Below are 16,334 nucleotides of genomic sequence, written 5' to 3' on the forward strand. Positions count from 1 at the left end.
GAAAACATGCGGATGCCGCAGGGCATAAGTCTACCGGCGGCTCACTGCGCCCGAGCCGAGAGCCGCATCCAGAGCAGCGAGCGCGCTACTTGCCCCACTCGCCGGGAGGACCGAGCACGAGCAGCACGGCCACGACCGCCACCACCGCGGCGACGATGAGCCCCAGCAGCAGCCACGGACGCGCGAGGAACCAGCGCAGCATCCGATCGATCACGCGCTTGTCTCGGGGGTCACCGGAGTCGTGCACACGCCAGTCGCCCTTGAGCAGGCCGCGACGCTCGAGCGCGCGGTCGAAAGGAATCGTCGCGTACGGCACGATCGCGGTCAGGATGCCGAGGGCCACGAGCCCCGGCTTCCACCGCTGGTTGAGCCCCACCACGATCGCGGTTGCGCCGTAGGCCACGAACACGAAGCCGTGGGTCAGGCCGGCGGGGAACAGCAGCGCCGTGTCGGGGTCGAAGCCGTACTTCACGATGAGTGCAGCGATGAGCAGCGTCCACGTGATCGCCTCGGCGACCGCCACGACGCGGTACACCTGCGCGGGGCTGAAGCGGTGACCGCTCGGCGGTGGGGCGGTGGGAACCGCCGCGTCGCTGACGGTGTCGCTGCTGCTCGGCTCCGACATCCTCACGCCCGCGCGAGCGCCTGCTCGACGACGCTCGTGAAGAAGGTGAGGCCGTCGACGCCCGAGCGCATGCGAGTCGAGGTGTCGGGGCCGAAGCCCGCCTCGACCGCGTGCTCGGGGTGCGGCATCAGTCCGACGACATTGCCGCGCTCATTGGTGAGCCCCGCGATGTCATTGAGCGAGCCGTTCGGGTTGAGCCCGACGTAGCGGAACGTCACCAGGCCTTCGCCCTCGATGCGGGCGAGCGTCTCGGCATCCGCGATGAATCCGCCCTCGCCGTTCTTCAACGGGATGGTGATCTCCTGGCCCTGCTCGAAGCCGCTCGTCCACGCGGTCGAGGTGTTCTCGACGCGCAGCTGCTGGTCGCGCCGCACGAACTGGCCGTGGTCATTGCGGATGAGCCCGCCGGGCAGAAGGTGCGCTTCGACGAGCACCTGGAAGCCGTTGCAGATGCCGAGCACCGGCATACCGCTGTTCGCCGCGTCGACGACCTCACGCATGATCGGCGAGTGCGCAGCGATAGCGCCGCAGCGCAGGTAGTCGCCGTAGCTGAAGCCGCCCGGCAGCACGATCGCGTCGACGCCCTGCAGATCGTGGTCGCTGTGCCACAACTCCACCGGCTCGGCGCCCGCGAGCCGCACGGCGCGCTGCGCGTCTCGCTCGTCGAGCGAGCCCGGGAAGGTGACGACTCCTACGCGCATCAGCGGCTCACGCTCGCCTCGGCGTGGGCTTCGCCCGCGTTCGCGGCGGGGTGGTCCTCGGCGACGCGCACGTCGATGACGTCTTCGATGACCGAGTTCGACAGCATGCTCTCTGCGATCTCGCGCACCTCCGCGAGCACGGCTTCGTTCACCTCATCGACGGTGATCTCGAAGCGCTTGCCGATGCGCACACCCGAGATGTGGGCCTTCCCCTGGCGCGCGAGCGACCCGGCGACGGCCTTGCCGGCGGGGTCGAGCAGTTCAGCCTTGGGCATGACGTCGACGACGATGGTGGGCACAGCGACTCCCGGGGGTTCACAGGTGGCGGGGATGCCACGAGTCTACCGAGCCATGTCTGGATGCTTCCCGCTCAACGACCCTGGTCGACAGCCCTTGTCGCAAGCCTTGTCTTGAGCCGGTCATTGTTTTGATCGTGTCAAGACAACTGATAGAATGGATGTCGATGAACACGCAGGATGCCGACACGATCCGCGCCGCTGGCCTCAAGGTCACCGCGCCGCGGCTCGCCGTGCTCCGCGCCCTGCGGTACGCGCCGCACTCCGATGCCGACCAGGTGTTCCGCATGGTCGAGCCGGAGCTGACAGCCACTTCGCGGCAAGCCGTCTATGGCGTGCTGGGTGCCTTCACCGAGGCCGGCCTCGCCCGCCGCATCGAGCCGGCTGGTTCACCCGCCCGCTACGAGCTCCGCGTCGGCGACAATCACCACCACCTCGTCTGCACTGGCTGCGGCCGCGTCGAAGACGTCGACTGCGTGCACGGCGCGGCGCCATGCCTCGTGCCCAGCCAGACCCAGGGCTTCGCCATCGCAGAAGCCGAAGTCACCTTCTGGGGGCGCTGCGTCGACTGCGTCGTAACGGAGGCGGCGGGCGGCACCAGCGACCGCGCGAGCGACATCGCGACCGCATCCGCTCGCCCTTGACCACGGCGGCCGCAGCGCACCAGCTGAGCCGCGATCCCACTTGCAAGACCGAACCACTGAGCAGCTAAGGAGAACCATGACCGGTTACACCACTACCCAGAGCGGAGCGCCCCTCGCGAGCGATGCGCATTCGCTGACCACGGGGCCTGACGGCATCACCGCGCTGCACGACCGTGCGCTCGTCGAGAAGCTCGCCGCGTTCAACCGCGAGCGCGTCCCCGAGCGCAACCCGCACGCCAAGGGCGGCGGCGCATTCGGCGAGTTCGAGATCACCGAAGACGTGTCGAAGTACACTCGCGCGGCGCTGTTCCAGCCCGGCGCCAAGGGCGAGGTGCTGCTGCGTTTCTCGTCGGTCGCCGGTGAGCAGGGCTCGCCCGACACCTGGCGCGACGTGCGCGGCTTCGCGCTGCGCTTCTACACGACCGAGGGCAACTTCGATGTCGTCGGCAACAACACCCCGGTGTTCTTCGTGCGCGACGCGATGAAGTTCCCCGACTTCATCCACTCGCAGAAGCGTCTCGGTGCCTCAGGCCTGCGCAATGGCGACATGCAGTGGGACTTCTGGACGCTCTCGCCCGAGTCGGCGCACCAGGTCACCTACCTCATGGGCGACCGCGGGCTCCCGCTGAGCTGGCGTCATCTGAACGGCTACGGCTCGCACACCTTCCAGTGGATCAACGCCGAGGGCGAGCGCTTCTGGGTGAAGTACCACTTCAAGAGCCGCCAGGGCGTTGTGGCGATGACGAACGAAGAGGCCGAGCGCCTCGCGGGCGTCGACGCCGACCACTACCGTCGCGACCTGTACGAGTCGATCGAGCGCGGCGAGTTCCCGACGTGGGACATCTTCGTGCAGATCATGCCCTACGAAGAGGCGAAGACCTACCGCTTCAACCCCTTCGACATCACGAAGACCTGGTCGCACGCTGACTACCCGCTCGTCAAGGTCGGCCACTTCACGCTGAACCGCAACCCGCGCAACTTCTTCGCGGAGATCGAGCAGGCGGCGTTCTCACCGTCGAACCTCGTGCCGGGCACCGACATCAGCCCCGACAAGATGCTGATGGCCCGCGTGTTCAGCTACCCCGACCAGCAGCGCTATCGCATCGGCACGAACTACAACCAGTTGCCGGTGAACCAGCCCCGCGCCGCCCACGTGGAGAACTACCAGCACGAGGGCAACATGCGGTACCACTTCAACTCGCCCGAGACCCCGGTCTACACCCCGAACTCGTTCGGCGGCGCCTCGGCCGACCCGTCGCGTGCCGGCGAGGGAAGCTGGGAGACCGACGGAGAGCTCGTGCGCGCGGCGCAGACTCTGCACTCCGAGGATGACGACTTCGGTCAGGCGGGCACGCTGTACCGCGAGGTCTTCAACGACGAGCAGAAGGCGCGCTTCCTCGAGACGCTGCTCGGCCAGTACGCCGGCCTGACGATCGACGCCATCAAGGAGCGGTTCATCCAGTACTGGACGAACGTCGACGCCGACCTGGGCGCGAAGATCCGCGCCGAGGTCAGCCGAGTCGCTGCCTGAGTCACGCTGACGCCGCGTGAGCCGAGCCCCTTCCAGGGCCGGTGACCGAACGCAAGAGGCCCGATCCCTTCAGGGGGTCGGGCCTCTTGTGGTATCGACGCGCGGGGCGAGGGGCATGTCGGCTTCGTACGCGGCTCATCGGGCGCGCGAACATGAGAGAGCGGCCCGACCCCTGAGGGGGTGGGCCGCTCTCGTCGTCAGGACGCCGGAAGCGCCCTGGCGCGTCCGGGTGCTGCGGTCAGGCCGCCGCCGGCGCAGCCACCACGCGCACGAGGTTCGCCCACGGGTCGTCGAAGGTCACCTCGCGGCCGTCGTTGCGCACCTGCACGCCCTTCGACTTGAGCCGCGAGGTGAGAGCGTCGAGCTCGCCGGCATCCGGCACCTCGATCGACACCTCACCGAGCCCGAGTGCTGGCGTGCGAGTGCCGGCACCGGCGCTCTGCCAGGTGTTCATGCCGAGGTGGTGGTGGTAGCCGCCTGCCGAGACGAAGAGCGCCTGGGTGCCGTAGGCGATCGTCACCTCGAAGCCGACGGTGTCGACGTAGAACTGCTTCGCGGTCTGGATGTCGCCCACCTTGAGGTGCACGTGGCCGACCTTCGCGTCTCCTTCGACCGCGCCCTCGAGGCCCTGCTCGGTGATGTTCTCGCGCAGGAACGCGTTGGGGTCGAGGAAGACGGTGCCCATGTGCACCTCGCCGTTGCGCCACTCCCACTCGTCGCGAGGCTTGTCCCAGTACAGCTCGACGCCGTTGCCCTCGGGGTCGTCGAAGTAGAAGGCGTTGCTCACGAAGTGGTCGGAGCTGCCGGTGAACGACTGCGGGTACTTGCGGGCGACCGAGTACACCGAAGCGGCGAGCTCGGCCTTCGAGTCGAAGAGGATCGCGGTGTGGAACAGGCCGGCGGCGTTCATCGGCGCGTGCTTGAGCTCGGGGGCGACCTCGAGCACGAGCGCGGGAACCCCTGGGCGGCCGAGCACGGCCGAGTCGCCCTCCTGGGCGAGCACGTCGAGGCCAACGCCCTGCTGGTAGAAGCCGATCATGCGATCGAGGTTGGCGACCTTGAGCGTCACCGCGCCCATATCGGTCTTGGCGGGCAGGATCTCAGCCATAATCGTCACTTTCGTTGTTGAGGCAACTATCTCTCATAGGCAACAACGGATGCCGCCCCGCAGGTATTCCCGTTGCGCTCCCTCGAGTGCGCCGCCGCACCTCGCGCTCCGTACGCCTGACCGACCGGAGCGCGCCATCTCGCACACGAGGGTTCGCAAGGGAACCTGCTAGACCGTCGACCAGCTAGAGCAGCTTGGCGTAGCAGACCGAGAGCTCCTCGGTCTCATAGGGCCCGAAATTGGGGATGCGCGAGAACCCCTCGCGCTCGTAGAACCGCATGGCGTCGGGCTGCCCGGTGCCCGTCTCGAGCACGAGCCGGGTGCGCCCCTGCTCGCGCGCGAACGACTCGATCTCGGCGAGCAGCTGGGGGGCGATCCCGGTGCCGCGGTAGGCCGGGCTCACGTACATGCGCTTGACCTCTGCGGCATCGGTGAACCCTGCGGGGAAGGCGCCGCCGTCACTGCCGGTCGCCGCATCCGCGCTCTCGTCGCCGAGGCACATGACGCCGCCGCATCCTGCCGGCATACCGTCGACATAGGCGAGATAGAACGCCGAGAAGTCCTCCGACGAGAGGCGGCCGGGCTCACGCGCCGGGTCGCGGTATCGCGCCGCGATCTCTGCCCGCTGTGCGGCCCTCAGCAGCACGCTGTCGGCATGCTCGACATCGACCCGCAAGATCGCCGCACTCATTCACTCACGCTCCCGTCATCAACCCGATCAGTTCACGGTAACGAGCCGATGTACGTTCGACAATCTCCTGAGGAAGAACCGGGGGAACCCCTGAGCGGTCCCAATTGGCCGCGAGCCAGTCGCGCACGATCTGCTTGTCGAAGCTCTGCCCCCGCTCGCCGCGGTGGTAGGCGGCGGCGTCCCAGTAGCGACTGCTGTCAGAGGTGAGCACCTCGTCGCCGAGCGTGATGGTGCCATCCGCGTCGCGCCCGAACTCGAACTTGGTGTCGGCGAGGATGACGCCGCGCGCCTCGGCGATCTCGCTCGCGCGCGCGAAGATCGACAGCGAGAGGTCGCGGAGGGACGCCGCAGCATCCGCCCCGACGAGTTCGATCGTGCGCTCGTAGGTGATGTTCTCGTCGTGCAGCCCCAACGGAGCCTTCCACGCCGGGGTGTAGATCGGGCGCGGCAGCCGGTCACCGTCGTTGAGCCCGACCGGCAGCGGCACGCCGCAGATGCTGCCGTTTCGCCGGTACTCCTCCCAACCGCTGCCGGAGAGATACCCGCGCACCACGCACTCGACCGGGAACATGTCGAGGCGCTTGACGACCATCGCGCGTCCGGCGACGGCGTCGGGCACGAGGCCGCCGGCCGACACCGGCTCGGTCGAGAGCACGTGATTCGGCACGTCGAGCTGTTCGAACCACCACGAGCTCAGCCGGGTGAGCAGTTCGCCCTTGCCAGGAATGCCTGGCTCGAGCACGAAGTCGTAGGCGCTCACGCGGTCGCTCGCAACCACGAGCATGCGATCAACCGCGGGGCTGGCGGCATCCGCTGCCTGCTCGTCGATCGGGCGGTACAGCTCTCGCACCTTGCCGGAGTACTCGTGCGCCCAGCCGGGCAGTTCGGTGATCACCCTCCCCATTATTCAGCGTGCCCTGTTCAGCGTGCCCAGTTCAGCGTGCCCTCGCGCCCGCCGAGTGAACAGGGCGGATGCCGGCGGGCGATAGTCTCGAAGGCAGTTCAACAGCGAAGGAGCCCGGGTGAGCCACGCCGACCACGCCGCACACGCGACGAGCGCGTTGCGCGGGGTTCGAGTCGCTGACTTCTCTCGGGTGCTGGCCGGTCCGTTCGCCACGATGATGCTCGCCGACCTCGGCGCCGATGTGATCAAGATCGAGAGCCCGGCCGGTGACGACACCCGAGGTTGGATCCCGCCGGCCGACTCCGCGGGCCGAGGCACCTACTTCGCGAGCGTCAATCGCAACAAGCGGTCGATCGCACTCGACCTCGCGAGCGACGAGGGTCGCCAGCGCGCGTGGCAGCTCGCGTCGACCGCAGACGTGGTCGTCGAGAACTTCCGGCCCGGCACCATGCAGAAATTCGGTCTCGACCACGGACGGCTGCTCGCCGCGAACCCTCGGGTCGTCATGTGCTCGATCACCGGCTTCGGCTCGGGCGCCGGTGCCGACCTTCCCGGCTATGACCTGCTCGTGCAGGCGATGGGCGGGCTCATGAGCATCACGGGCGACCCCGATGGCGAGCCCACGAAGGCCGGCGTCGCACTCGTCGACGTCATCACGGGCCTCAACGCGGTGATCGGCATCCAGGCGGCCCTCCGACACGCCGACGCGACCGGGCGCGGTCAGCACGTCGAGGTCAACCTGCTCTCGTCGCTGCTCGCGGCGCTCACGAACCAGGCGTCGGCGGCCATCTCGACGGGTCGCTCGCCCGCGAGGCTGGGCAACCGGCATCCGTCGATCACGCCATACGAGACGTTCCACGCGGCGGATGCGAGCCTCGCGGTCGCGGTCGGCAATGACCGCCAGTTCGCCTCCTTCGCTGGGGTGCTCGGCATGCCCGAGCTCGCCGATGACGCGCGGTTCGCCACGAACCAGGCGCGGGTCGGAAACCGTGACGCACTGCGCTCGCACATCGAGCCCGCGCTCGCGCAGCGCCCCGCAGACCACTGGGTGATGGCGCTGACCGAGGCCCGCGTACCGGCCGGTCGTGTGAACACGGTGCTCGAGGGGTTCGAGCTGGCTGAGCGACTTGGCCTCGCCCCGATCGTCGAGATCGACGACCCGGATGCCGGTGCCCCCGCCCGGCAGGTCGCGAGCGCGCTGCGGCTCTCTGCCACGCCTCCGGTATATCGCTCGGCGCCACCGAGCCTCGGCGCTCACGATGGCGCCTGGTGGCACGACGCAGCATCCGAGCCCGCTCCCGCGTCCGAGCCGCCCGCATCCGCTGCCGCATCCAGCGCCCACCTCGACCTCGCCAACCAGCATCCCCACCGACCAGAAAGTGAACGGCACGATGACCGCTGAACTGACCACTGAGCGACTGCTCGGCCTCGACGCCCTGCTCTCGGACGAGCAGCGCGAATGGCAGCGACGGGCGCGCCAGTTCGCCACGGAGCGGATCGCACCGGTCATCGAAGACGACTTCGAGGCCAAGCACTTCCGGCGCGAACTCATCGCCGAGGCGGGCGCGGCCGGGTTCCTCGGCATGCACCTCGAGGGCTACGGCACCGCCGGCGCGGACGCCGTGAGCTACGGCCTGGTCTGCATGGAGCTCGAGGCCATCGACAGCGGCTGGCGCACCTTCGTGTCGGTGCAGGGTTCCCTGGCGATGTCGGCGATCGCGAAGTTCGGCTCGGAGGAGCAGAAGCAGCAGTGGCTTCCCGGCATGGCGAAGGGCGAGCTCGTCGGCTGCTTCGCGCTCACCGAACCGACCGGGGGCAGCGACCCCGCAGCCATGCAGACCTTCGCCCGGCGCGATGGCGATGACTGGGTGATCTCGGGAACGAAGCGCTGGATCGGGCTCGCAACCCTGGCCGATGTGGCGATCGTGTGGGCGCAGACCGAAGACGGGGTGCGCGGTTTCGCGGTTCCCACCAACACTCCCGGGTTCACGGCGACCGCCATCGAGAGCAAGCTCGCCATGCGCGCGTCGGTGCAGTGCGACATCGTGCTCGACGACGTGCGCCTTCCCGAGAGCGCGCGGCTCCCCGGGGCAGCGGGGCTCTCCGGCCCGTTCAGCTGTCTGAACGAGGCGCGCTTCGGCATCGTGTTCGGCGTCGTCGGGGCGGCTCGCACCTGCCTCGAGGTCGCGATCGAGCGCTCGAAGAGCCGCGAGGTGTTCGGCAAGCCGATCGGCGCCATGCAGCTGACCCAGCAGAAGCTCGCCGACATGTTCGTCGAGTACGAGAAGGCCATGCTGCTCGCGCTGCATCTCGGACGCCTGAAGGATGCCGAGGCCATCACACCCGAGCAGATCAGCGTCGGCAAGCTCAACAATGTGCGCGAGGCGCAGAAGATCGCGCGGACGGCGCGCGGCATCCTCGCCGGTGATGGCATCACCTCGGAGTTCCCCGTGATGCGCCACATGGCGAACCTCGAAGCGGTGGCGACCTACGAGGGAACCGACGAGGTGCACTCGCTCGTGCTGGGACGCGCGCTCACCGGGTTCGCCGCGTTCCGCTGACCGGCAGCACGTCTCGGCGCGTGTCGGCGGCTGGCGGCAGGATCGACGCATGACCGACGAGTTCACGATCGTCCACCTGAGCGACACGCACTTCAAGGAGGGCGGGGCGCTGCACCACGATGTCACCGACACTGTGGCAGCGCTCGAGTCGGTGCTGGGTCATCTCGAGCCGGTACGCCGGGTCGATCTCGTGGCCTGCACGGGCGACCTCTCAGACGACGGCTCAGTCGATTCGTACCGGCGCTTGCGCGCGATGGTCGAACCGTGGGCGGCTGAGCGCTGTGCGGCAGTGGCGTACTGCTTGGGCAACCACGATCAGACTCCGGGGTTCCGTCAGGCCATGACGGATGCCGGCCTCGAGCCCGGCGAGCATCCTTTCTACTCGTCGACCGTGGTCGACGGGATGCGGGTGATCGTGCTCGATACGCACGTGCCCGGTGCCGGCTACGGCGCGATCGGCGAAGAGCAACTCGAGTGGTTGCGTCGGGAACTCGCCACGCCCTCCGAGCGGGGCACAGTGCTGATGCTGCACCACCCGCCTGTGCCCGCCGAGACCCCCTTGCTGAGGGCGCTCGAGTTGCAGCATCCCGAGGCGCTCATCGACGTGCTGCGCGGCAGCGATGTGCGGGTCGTGCTCGGCGGCCACTACCACGCGGCGATCGTCGACCAGGTGGCGGGCATCCCCGTCGTGCTCGCTCCCGCCATCACCAACCAGTCGGAGCAGTTCTCACCGCCTGAGTTCGAGGGGGCGGTCGCCGGCAGCGGCGCGGCGTTCGTGCGCGTGCACGAGCACGGTGTGCGAGTGCTGCCCTTCACGGTCCCGCGCATCGGCGACGGCGTGCGCGTCTATCGCTTCGATACCCAGCAGATGCAGCGCATCATCGAAGCGGCGGGGCCGGCTCGCCACACCTGACGGCGGCGACGCGACGACCGGCGAAGCAGGGCGGCCGGAACGGCCAGAACGTCCAGAACGTGGCCGTCGCGGGTCCCGCCTCTGGCTGGGGGCCCGCGACGGCCCGTTCGGAGTCGATCTCTCTCGATCAGGGACGGTCAGTCGCAACGTCATCGCACCAGCCGCGTCGCCGCTCAGCGCCAAGCCACTGCCGGCCTCGACGAATTCGCTGCGGAGTCGTCGCCTCATATAGTGACCTGATCGCGGAACCCGGCACAGTGGCTGCCGCCAAGCCGGCAGGCAACTCTCAGATGCCGCCAGCGGCCGGCAGCGCGCTGGGCGACGCAGACATGCGCGATGTCGCGGTCACACAGCGCGGGCGGCGATATCCGTGCGGTAGTGGCTGCCCTCGAGCCCGATCTTCGCGATCTCGCGGTACGTCACCTCGCGCGCTTCAGCGATGTCGCGCCCCGTCCCCACCACGCTCAGCACGCGACCGCCGGTGGCGGTGAAGCCCGTGTCGGATGCCGCGGTCGCGGCGTGCGCGACGCTGACGCCGTCGAGCTCGTCAAGACCGGTGATCGGGCGGCCGGTGATGGGCGCCTCCGGGTAGCCCTCGCTCGCGAGCACGACGGCCACCGCGGCGTCGTCGCTGAACTCCGGCCAAGGACGCCCGGCGAGCCCGCCGGTGGCGGCCGCGAAGAGCAGTTCGCTGAGCGGGGTGCGGAGCCTGGGCAGCACGACCTGAGTCTCGGGATCGCCGAAGCGAACATTGAACTCGATCACGCGAATGCCCTGAGGGGTGATGATGAGGCCGCAGTACAGGAGGCCGATGAACGGCGTCTGCTCGGCCGCGAGCTGGCGCACGGTCGGCACGGCGACCTCTTCGAGCACCTGTTCGGTGAAGCCCTCGGGCAGCCAGGGCAGCGGCGAGTAGGCGCCCATTCCACCCGTGTTCGGGCCGGTGTCACTGTCGCCGACGCGCTTGAAGTCCTGCGCCGGGCTGAGCGGCAGCACGTTGTGGCCATCGCTCAGCACGAAGAGCGACACCTCTTCGCCATCGAGGAACTCCTCGACGAGCACGCTGCCCTGCTGCAGATAGTGGCGGGCATGCTCGATCGCGGCGTCGCGGTCGTCGGTGACGATGACGCCCTTGCCGGCGGCGAGCCCGTCGGCCTTCACCACGTACGGCGAGCCGAAACGGTCGAGCAGTTCGATCGCCTCCTCGAGCGTGCCGGCGCGGTCGGCCCGGCCGGTCGGCACTCCGGCCGACTCCATGATGTGCTTCGCGAAGCTCTTCGATCCCTCGAGCCGGGCGGCGGCCTTGCCGGGGCCGAAGACCGCGATGCCACGCGTGCGCACAGCATCCGCAACGCCTGCGACGAGCGGAGCCTCGGGGCCGATGACGACCAGTTCGATGTCGTTGTCGACCGCGTAATCGGCGATCACGGCGCCATTGGTGGTGTCGAGCGCGACGGTCTGCACCTCACGCGCGATCCCGGCGTTGCCGGGGGCCGCCGTGATCTCGTGCCCCGCGTCCTCCCGCAGCAGCGCGGTGATGATGGCGTGTTCGCGGGCACCTGAGCCGAGTACGAGAATCCTCACCCTTGCAAGGGTACTTGGCGCACTCAGGCCTGAGCTGCCGCGATGAACATCTCGGTCTGCGCGAGCGCTGAGATGCGCTCCACCGGCCCGAGGGCCTCCCAGCCTCCGGTCCACGAGACCCGGGAGGCGGTGTCCCAGACACTCGCCCCAGGATGCTGCTCGACCAGATGCGCGACCTCTTGGCCGCGCGAGCGCTGGTGCGCGCCGAGCCGCTCCGCGCGTTGGCGGAGTCCTCGGAAGCGGAACCCGTGCCCCGGCAGCACTTCGGCGTGGTCGTACGCGGCGATGCGCTCGAGCGAGTCCAGGTAGGCGGCGAGCGGATTCGGATCGATGCGGCCGCCCAGCCCCAGGCCCGGGTTGATGGTCGGCAGCACATGGTCGCCCGTGAAGAGCAGCCCGTGCTCGGCATCGTGCAGACACATGTGACCTGCGGTGTGCCCCGGGGTGTGGATCACCTCGAGGGCGTGCTCGCCCAGGCGGATCGTCTCGCCCTCGACGACCAGGCGATCCGCGGTGAACTGGGCATCGCGCGGCGGTTCGGCATCCTGCCATTCCGAGTACGCCGTGCGCACGGATGCCGGAGCGCCCCACCGCTTCAAGTCGGCCGCTCGGTCTTGCTGCGGATTGCCGACTCCGGCACTGAACCAGTCCTGCTCGATCCGGTGCGCGATGACCTCGGGCTCGGAGACAACCCGGAAGCGCTGGGTGAGCCCGAAGTGATCGGCGTGGAGATGCGTGCAGACGACCGTCGCGACATCGGCGAGGTCGAGCCCGAGCGCTTCGAAGGTCGTGAGCGTGGCGGCCCAGTTCTCCTCGGTGTCGAGGGCCGGGTCGATCACATGCACAGCTCCCTCGCTGTCGCGGATGACCGTCATGAGCGAGTTCACCAGTCCCGGCATGCCCATCGCGATCGACCACACCCCTGGACGAACCTGATCGGGGGCGGCGAGTCGGCCGCTGCTCCAGGCCTCGGCCTGGTCGGCACTGGTGGGCTTCAGATGGGTCGTCGCGCGGGGTCGGCCGGCATCCGTCTTCGAAGTCACCATTTCAGTGTGGCGCACCTGGCAACCGCCTTCGTACGGCGGGAGCGAGCGCCAGGACGAGGGCGAGCGCGAACCCGTGCGCGAGTATGCCGTCGGCTTCACAGCGGCGGCGCCGCATCAGAGGGGGCTTCGCGCACGAGTACGGTGGGCCTCATGGCGCGGGCGAGGATCGATGAGGGGGCAGGCCTGCGCGCCGTCGACGCGGTGCTCGCCGGCGGGGCGCCTCGGCCGGATGTCGCGCTGGCGGTGCGCTACCTGCTGCAGTGCCTCACCGACCGTGCTCCTGGCAACAGCGTCGAGGTTCGAGTTCCGCCGTTCGGCGCGGTGCAGGCGGTCGAAGGCCCCAGGCACACGCGCGGCACTCCGCCCAATGTGGTCGAGATGGATGCCGCAACCTGGGTGGCGCTCGCCACCGGGTCGCTGGGGTGGCCCGATGCCCTGGCCGCGGCCCGCATCAGCGCTTCCGGCAGCCGGGCCGATCTCTCGCCGGTGCTGCCGCTTGTGCGACGCTGACTTCGGCGCTGGGCTTCGGCGCTGGGCTTCGCAGCCAAAGGCCCCGGGTCGCCTCGCGTAGGCGACAATGGAGGGGTGAACGCCGAACCCGAGGATCTTCCCCCGACCGACGAAGTGCGCGTGCGCCGCGCGCCCCGCATCGGCATGTTCCTCATCGCCGGCGCCATCGTCGGGGCGATCGTCGCGTTCATCCTCACCGTGGCGTTCCCGATCGACGAGAACGTGGGATTCGGCCCGACGCTCGGCCTGCTCCTCGTCTACGGAGTGCCCATTGGCGTCGGTGTGGCCGCCGTGATCGCCGTCATCGTCGACTGGAGTTCCAGCCGCCGAGCGGCCCCGGCTATCGCGGAGCGCGAGGAGACCCGGTTGTCGGAGTCGGACTCGCAGCTCGAACCCGACCCCCAGCGCCCGAACGCGCCGGGCGAGCGGCTCGACGGTGGCATGCCCGAAGGCGACCAGCCGAACGCCTGATCGACGCCCGGCTCGGCGAAGCCGGGTCGCAGTTGCTCGTGCCGGCCGAGCTCGAGGAGGCTCGAGCCGACCGAACTCAAGCGGGCCCGAGCCGGCCGAGCTTCGACACCCCCCGGCGGGAGTTCAGGAGGCCTGGTTCGCTTCCACCCACGCGAGGTACTCGTCGGTGACGGTGCCCGTTACGTAATCGCCCGTGAAGCAGCTCATCTCGAGCGAGGTGACGTTCGATCCCTCAAGGATCGCCTGCTCCATGTCGTCGACCTCTTGGAAGATCATGTGGTCGGCGCCGAGCAGCTCGGCGATCTCGGGGATCTTGCGGCCGTGCGCGATGAGCTCCTGGCGTGACGGCATGTTGATGCCGTAGACGTGCGGGTAGCGCACGGGCGGTGCGGCCGAGGTGAACGTGACCGAGTTCGCGCCGGCCTGCCGGGCCATGTCGACGATCTCCTTCGAGGTCGTGCCGCGCACGATCGAGTCGTCGACGATGAGCACGTTCTTGCCCTTGAACTCGGTGCTCAGCGCGTTGAGCTTCTGACGCACTGAGCGCTGCCGCTCCGCCTGGCCCGGCATGATGAAGGTGCGTCCGACGTATCGGTTCTTGTAGAACCCTTCGCGATACTCGATGCCGAGCTTCTGGGCGACCTGCATGGCGGCCGGCCGCGACGAATCGGGGATCGGCATGACCACATCGATGTCACCGAGCGGCGCGTGCTTCGCCACGGTGTCTGCGAGCCGGTCGCCGAGGCGAAGCCGGGCGTCGTACACCGAGATGCCGTTCATGATCGAGTCCGGCCTTGCGAGGTACACGTACTCGAATGAGCAGGGGATGAGCACGGGGTTCGGCGCGCACTGCCGCGTGGCGATCTCACCGTTCATCGCGATGAACACGGCCTCGCCGGGCGCGATGTCGCGCACGATCTCGTAGCCGCCGGCCTCGAGCACGAGCGACTCGCTCGCCACGACCCATTCGTCCTGCTCGCCGTCTTCGCGGCGCACGCCGAGGATGAGCGGGCGGATGCCGAAGGGGTCGCGGAACGCGAGCAACCCATGCCCGGCGATCAGCGCGATGGCGGCGTACGACCCCTCGACGCGCTCGTGCACGCGCGAAACGGCGTTGAACACCTGGTCGGCATCGAGATCGAGGCCCGAGACCTCCTGCTGGAGCTCGTGGGCGAAGACGTTCACGAGCAACTCGGTGTCGCTCGACGTGTTGATGTGCCGACGGTCGGTGCGGAACAGCGCGTCGGTGAGCTCTCGCGTGTTCGTGAGGTTGCCGTTGTGCACCAGCACGATGCCGTACGGGGCGTTGACGTAGAACGGCTGCGCCTCTTCGTCACGCGTCGCGACTCCGCGAGTGGCGTAGCGCACGTGGCCCAGCCCCATACTGCCCATGAGGGTACGCATGTCGCGAGTCCGGTACGCCTCGCGCACCTGCCCGCGCGCCTTGAACATGTGCAGCGTGCTTCCCTCGCACGTCGCGATGCCGGTCGAGTCCTGACCGCGGTGCTGGAGGAGTCCGAGTGCGTCGTAGATGAGTTGGTTGACTGGCTGCGATGAGACGATGCCAACGATGCCGCACATGCGGGAGGAGCTCCAGAACGTAGAGTGGAAGGTGCTTTCGCCCGATTTTCGCACACCCACCTGGAGCACAACTCGATGGACAAGTACGCCGAGGCCGGAGTCGATACGGCGGCGGGTGATCGCGCGGTCGAGCTCATGAAGGCGGCGGTGGCGAAGACCCACACCGCCGGGGTCATCGGGGGAGTGGGCGGTTTCGCAGGACTCTTCGACGTCTCGTTCCTCAAGGAATACGAGCGGCCGCTGCTGGCGACCTCGACCGACGGCGTCGGCACCAAGGTCGCGATCGCCCAGGCGATCGACAAGCACGACACCATTGGGCAAGACCTCGTCGGCATGGTCGTCGACGACATCATCGTGGTGGGCGCGAAGCCCCTGTTCATGACCGATTACATCGCCTGCGGCAAGGTCGTGCCCGAGCGGATCGCCGACATCGTGCGCGGTATCGCCGAGGCGTGCTCAGCCACCGGCACTGCGCTCGTCGGCGGCGAGACCGCCGAGCACCCCGGACTGCTCGGCCCCGACGACTACGACGTCGCCGGCGCGGCAGTGGGCGTGGTCGAAGCCGATCAAGCCCTCGGCGCGGAGCGGGTGCGCGACGGTGACGTCGTGGTGGCGATGGCCTCGAGCGGACTGCACAGCAACGGCTACTCCCTCGTTCGGCATATCCTGTCGCAGCGCGGCATCCGATACACCGACCACTCAGACGACCTCGGCGGCATGGTCGGGGAGGTGCTGCTCGAGCCCACTCGTCTGTACACAGCGCCGCTCGCGGCCATGCTCGATGAGCGGCCGGGTGCGATCCACGCGCTCTCCCATGTGACCGGCGGCGGAATCGCCGCGAACCTCGCGCGCGTGCTGCCGCAGGGCGCCTGGACCGAGGTCGACCGCGCGAGCTGGTCGCCGGCATCCGTCTTCCGGGTGCTCGCCGACTGGGGCGGTATGGCCCTGGGCGACGCGGAAGGCACGTGGAACCTGGGCATCGGCATGTTCGCGATCGTGGCAGCGGATGCCGCCGACTGGGTCGTCGCCGAGAGCACTCGCCGCGGCATCCCCGCGTGGGTCGCAGGCAGCGTCAGCACGAGCGCTCGCGACCTCACCGGTTTCGAGCAGGGTGCCAAGGGAGTCGACGGCGGCGCCGTGCGCCTGGTGGGGGCTTACTCGGGCTGAG

At 68.9% G+C, this 16,334-nt stretch carries 17 protein-coding genes; 8 read left to right on the forward strand and 9 right to left on the reverse strand.

Annotated elements, in window-relative coordinates; translation table 11 throughout:
* Positions 1 to 85: 85 nt before the first annotated feature.
* From ABV606_RS06860 to purS, 3 genes are read right to left on the reverse strand one after another with little or no spacing between them, the layout of a single operon-like run.
* The gene (locus ABV606_RS06860; protein ID WP_281488184.1) at positions 86 to 625 is read right to left on the reverse strand and encodes a DUF3817 domain-containing protein; all 540 of its coding nucleotides are present in this window, start codon (positions 623 to 625) and stop codon (positions 86 to 88) included.
* A 2-nt stretch (positions 626 to 627) separates the two neighbouring features.
* Positions 628 to 1,326 carry a phosphoribosylformylglycinamidine synthase subunit PurQ gene (purQ, locus tag ABV606_RS06865; RefSeq protein WP_281488185.1) on the reverse strand — a complete coding sequence of 233 codons (699 nt, stop codon included), beginning with the start codon at positions 1,324 to 1,326 and terminating at the stop codon, positions 628 to 630.
* Complete coding sequence (gene purS / locus ABV606_RS06870) at positions 1,326 to 1,625, reverse strand: phosphoribosylformylglycinamidine synthase subunit PurS (RefSeq protein ID WP_281488186.1); 300 nt, start codon at positions 1,623 to 1,625, stop codon at positions 1,326 to 1,328. The genes purQ and purS overlap by 1 nt, the downstream gene beginning before the upstream one ends.
* A 164-nt stretch (positions 1,626 to 1,789) precedes the next feature.
* Here purS and ABV606_RS06875 point away from each other — a divergent pair, with 164 nt between their 5' ends.
* Positions 1,790 to 2,266 (forward strand): Fur family transcriptional regulator, encoded by a 477-nt coding sequence (locus tag ABV606_RS06875; protein ID WP_281488187.1) that lies wholly within the window; start codon positions 1,790 to 1,792, stop codon positions 2,264 to 2,266.
* Between the two features lie 76 nt (positions 2,267 to 2,342).
* Positions 2,343 to 3,797, forward strand: coding sequence for a catalase (locus ABV606_RS06880; RefSeq protein ID WP_353987163.1), 1,455 nt, complete (start codon positions 2,343 to 2,345; stop codon positions 3,795 to 3,797).
* Positions 3,798 to 4,035: 238 nt separating this feature from the next.
* Here the strand turns inward: ABV606_RS06880 and ABV606_RS06885 are convergent, their stop codons facing one another.
* From ABV606_RS06885 to ABV606_RS06895, 3 genes are all read right to left on the reverse strand, one after another.
* The gene (locus ABV606_RS06885) at positions 4,036 to 4,905 is read right to left on the reverse strand and encodes a VOC family protein (protein ID WP_353987164.1); all 870 of its coding nucleotides are present in this window, start codon (positions 4,903 to 4,905) and stop codon (positions 4,036 to 4,038) included.
* 184 nt (positions 4,906 to 5,089) lie between these two features.
* The gene (locus ABV606_RS06890) at positions 5,090 to 5,596 is read right to left on the reverse strand and encodes a GNAT family N-acetyltransferase (protein ID WP_281488190.1); all 507 of its coding nucleotides are present in this window, start codon (positions 5,594 to 5,596) and stop codon (positions 5,090 to 5,092) included.
* A gap of 4 nt (positions 5,597 to 5,600) precedes the next feature.
* Positions 5,601 to 6,500 (reverse strand): phosphoribosylaminoimidazolesuccinocarboxamide synthase, encoded by a 900-nt coding sequence (locus ABV606_RS06895; RefSeq protein WP_435414784.1) that lies wholly within the window; start codon positions 6,498 to 6,500, stop codon positions 5,601 to 5,603.
* Positions 6,501 to 6,618: 118 nt separating this feature from the next.
* Between ABV606_RS06895 and ABV606_RS06900 the strand changes: the two genes are divergently transcribed.
* Genes ABV606_RS06900 through ABV606_RS06910 form a run of 3 tightly spaced genes read left to right on the forward strand, consistent with a single transcriptional unit; the run spans position 6,619 to position 9,974 of the window.
* Positions 6,619 to 7,902, forward strand: a complete 1,284-nt coding sequence (locus ABV606_RS06900; protein ID WP_353987165.1) for a CaiB/BaiF CoA transferase family protein — start codon at positions 6,619 to 6,621, stop codon at positions 7,900 to 7,902.
* Positions 7,892 to 9,061 (forward strand): acyl-CoA dehydrogenase family protein, encoded by a 1,170-nt coding sequence (locus ABV606_RS06905; protein WP_353987166.1) that lies wholly within the window; start codon positions 7,892 to 7,894, stop codon positions 9,059 to 9,061. Before ABV606_RS06900 ends, ABV606_RS06905 begins: the two co-directional genes overlap by 11 nt.
* A 49-nt stretch (positions 9,062 to 9,110) precedes the next feature.
* Positions 9,111 to 9,974, forward strand: a complete 864-nt coding sequence (locus ABV606_RS06910) for a metallophosphoesterase (RefSeq protein ID WP_353987167.1) — start codon at positions 9,111 to 9,113, stop codon at positions 9,972 to 9,974.
* Positions 9,975 to 10,319: 345 nt separating this feature from the next.
* Here ABV606_RS06910 and purD read toward each other — a convergent pair whose 3' ends face one another.
* Complete coding sequence (gene purD, locus ABV606_RS06915) at positions 10,320 to 11,558, reverse strand: phosphoribosylamine--glycine ligase (protein ID WP_353987168.1); 1,239 nt, start codon at positions 11,556 to 11,558, stop codon at positions 10,320 to 10,322.
* A 23-nt stretch (positions 11,559 to 11,581) separates the two neighbouring features.
* The gene (locus tag ABV606_RS06920) at positions 11,582 to 12,619 is read right to left on the reverse strand and encodes an MBL fold metallo-hydrolase (RefSeq protein WP_353987169.1); all 1,038 of its coding nucleotides are present in this window, start codon (positions 12,617 to 12,619) and stop codon (positions 11,582 to 11,584) included.
* 135 nt (positions 12,620 to 12,754) lie between these two features.
* Between ABV606_RS06920 and ABV606_RS06925 the strand changes: the two genes are divergently transcribed.
* Positions 12,755 to 13,114: a sterol carrier family protein gene (locus ABV606_RS06925; protein WP_353987170.1), complete on the forward strand. Its 360-nt coding sequence runs from the start codon at positions 12,755 to 12,757 to the stop codon at positions 13,112 to 13,114.
* 75 nt (positions 13,115 to 13,189) lie between these two features.
* Positions 13,190 to 13,585 (forward strand): hypothetical protein, encoded by a 396-nt coding sequence (locus tag ABV606_RS06930; protein ID WP_353987171.1) that lies wholly within the window; start codon positions 13,190 to 13,192, stop codon positions 13,583 to 13,585.
* 123 nt (positions 13,586 to 13,708) lie between these two features.
* Here the strand turns inward: ABV606_RS06930 and purF are convergent, their stop codons facing one another.
* Positions 13,709 to 15,166, reverse strand: coding sequence for an amidophosphoribosyltransferase (gene purF / locus ABV606_RS06935; RefSeq protein WP_353987172.1), 1,458 nt, complete (start codon positions 15,164 to 15,166; stop codon positions 13,709 to 13,711).
* Between the two features lie 75 nt (positions 15,167 to 15,241).
* Here purF and purM point away from each other — a divergent pair, with 75 nt between their 5' ends.
* The gene (purM, locus tag ABV606_RS06940; RefSeq protein WP_353987173.1) at positions 15,242 to 16,333 is read left to right on the forward strand and encodes a phosphoribosylformylglycinamidine cyclo-ligase; all 1,092 of its coding nucleotides are present in this window, start codon (positions 15,242 to 15,244) and stop codon (positions 16,331 to 16,333) included.
* Position 16,334 lies beyond the last annotated feature (1 nt).

Origin of the sequence: Ruicaihuangia caeni, from assembly GCF_040536845.1 — a bacterium.
Classification (GTDB): domain Bacteria; phylum Actinomycetota; class Actinomycetes; order Actinomycetales; family Microbacteriaceae; genus Ruicaihuangia; species Ruicaihuangia caeni.

What these genes read in the sequence shown, in the direction of transcription:
- ABV606_RS06860 (WP_281488184.1), bottom strand. Translation starts at nt 625, where the DNA reads ATGTCGGAGCCGAGCAGCAGCGACACCGTCAGCGACGCGGCGGTTCCC.
- purQ (WP_281488185.1), bottom strand. Translation starts at nt 1,326, where the DNA reads ATGCGCGTAGGAGTCGTCACCTTCCCGGGCTCGCTCGACGAGCGAGAC.
- ABV606_RS06875 (WP_281488187.1), top strand. Translation starts at nt 1,790, where the DNA reads ATGAACACGCAGGATGCCGACACGATCCGCGCCGCTGGCCTCAAGGTC.
- ABV606_RS06880 (WP_353987163.1), top strand. Translation starts at nt 2,343, where the DNA reads ATGACCGGTTACACCACTACCCAGAGCGGAGCGCCCCTCGCGAGCGAT.
- ABV606_RS06885 (WP_353987164.1), bottom strand. Translation starts at nt 4,905, where the DNA reads ATGGCTGAGATCCTGCCCGCCAAGACCGATATGGGCGCGGTGACGCTC.
- ABV606_RS06890 (WP_281488190.1), bottom strand. Translation starts at nt 5,596, where the DNA reads ATGAGTGCGGCGATCTTGCGGGTCGATGTCGAGCATGCCGACAGCGTG.
- ABV606_RS06895 (WP_435414784.1), bottom strand. Translation starts at nt 6,500, where the DNA reads ATGGGGAGGGTGATCACCGAACTGCCCGGCTGGGCGCACGAGTACTCC.
- ABV606_RS06905 (WP_353987166.1), top strand. Translation starts at nt 7,892, where the DNA reads ATGACCGCTGAACTGACCACTGAGCGACTGCTCGGCCTCGACGCCCTG.
- ABV606_RS06910 (WP_353987167.1), top strand. Translation starts at nt 9,111, where the DNA reads ATGACCGACGAGTTCACGATCGTCCACCTGAGCGACACGCACTTCAAG.
- ABV606_RS06925 (WP_353987170.1), top strand. Translation starts at nt 12,755, where the DNA reads ATGGCGCGGGCGAGGATCGATGAGGGGGCAGGCCTGCGCGCCGTCGAC.
- purF (WP_353987172.1), bottom strand. Translation starts at nt 15,166, where the DNA reads ATGTGCGGCATCGTTGGCATCGTCTCATCGCAGCCAGTCAACCAACTC.
- purM (WP_353987173.1), top strand. Translation starts at nt 15,242, where the DNA reads ATGGACAAGTACGCCGAGGCCGGAGTCGATACGGCGGCGGGTGATCGC.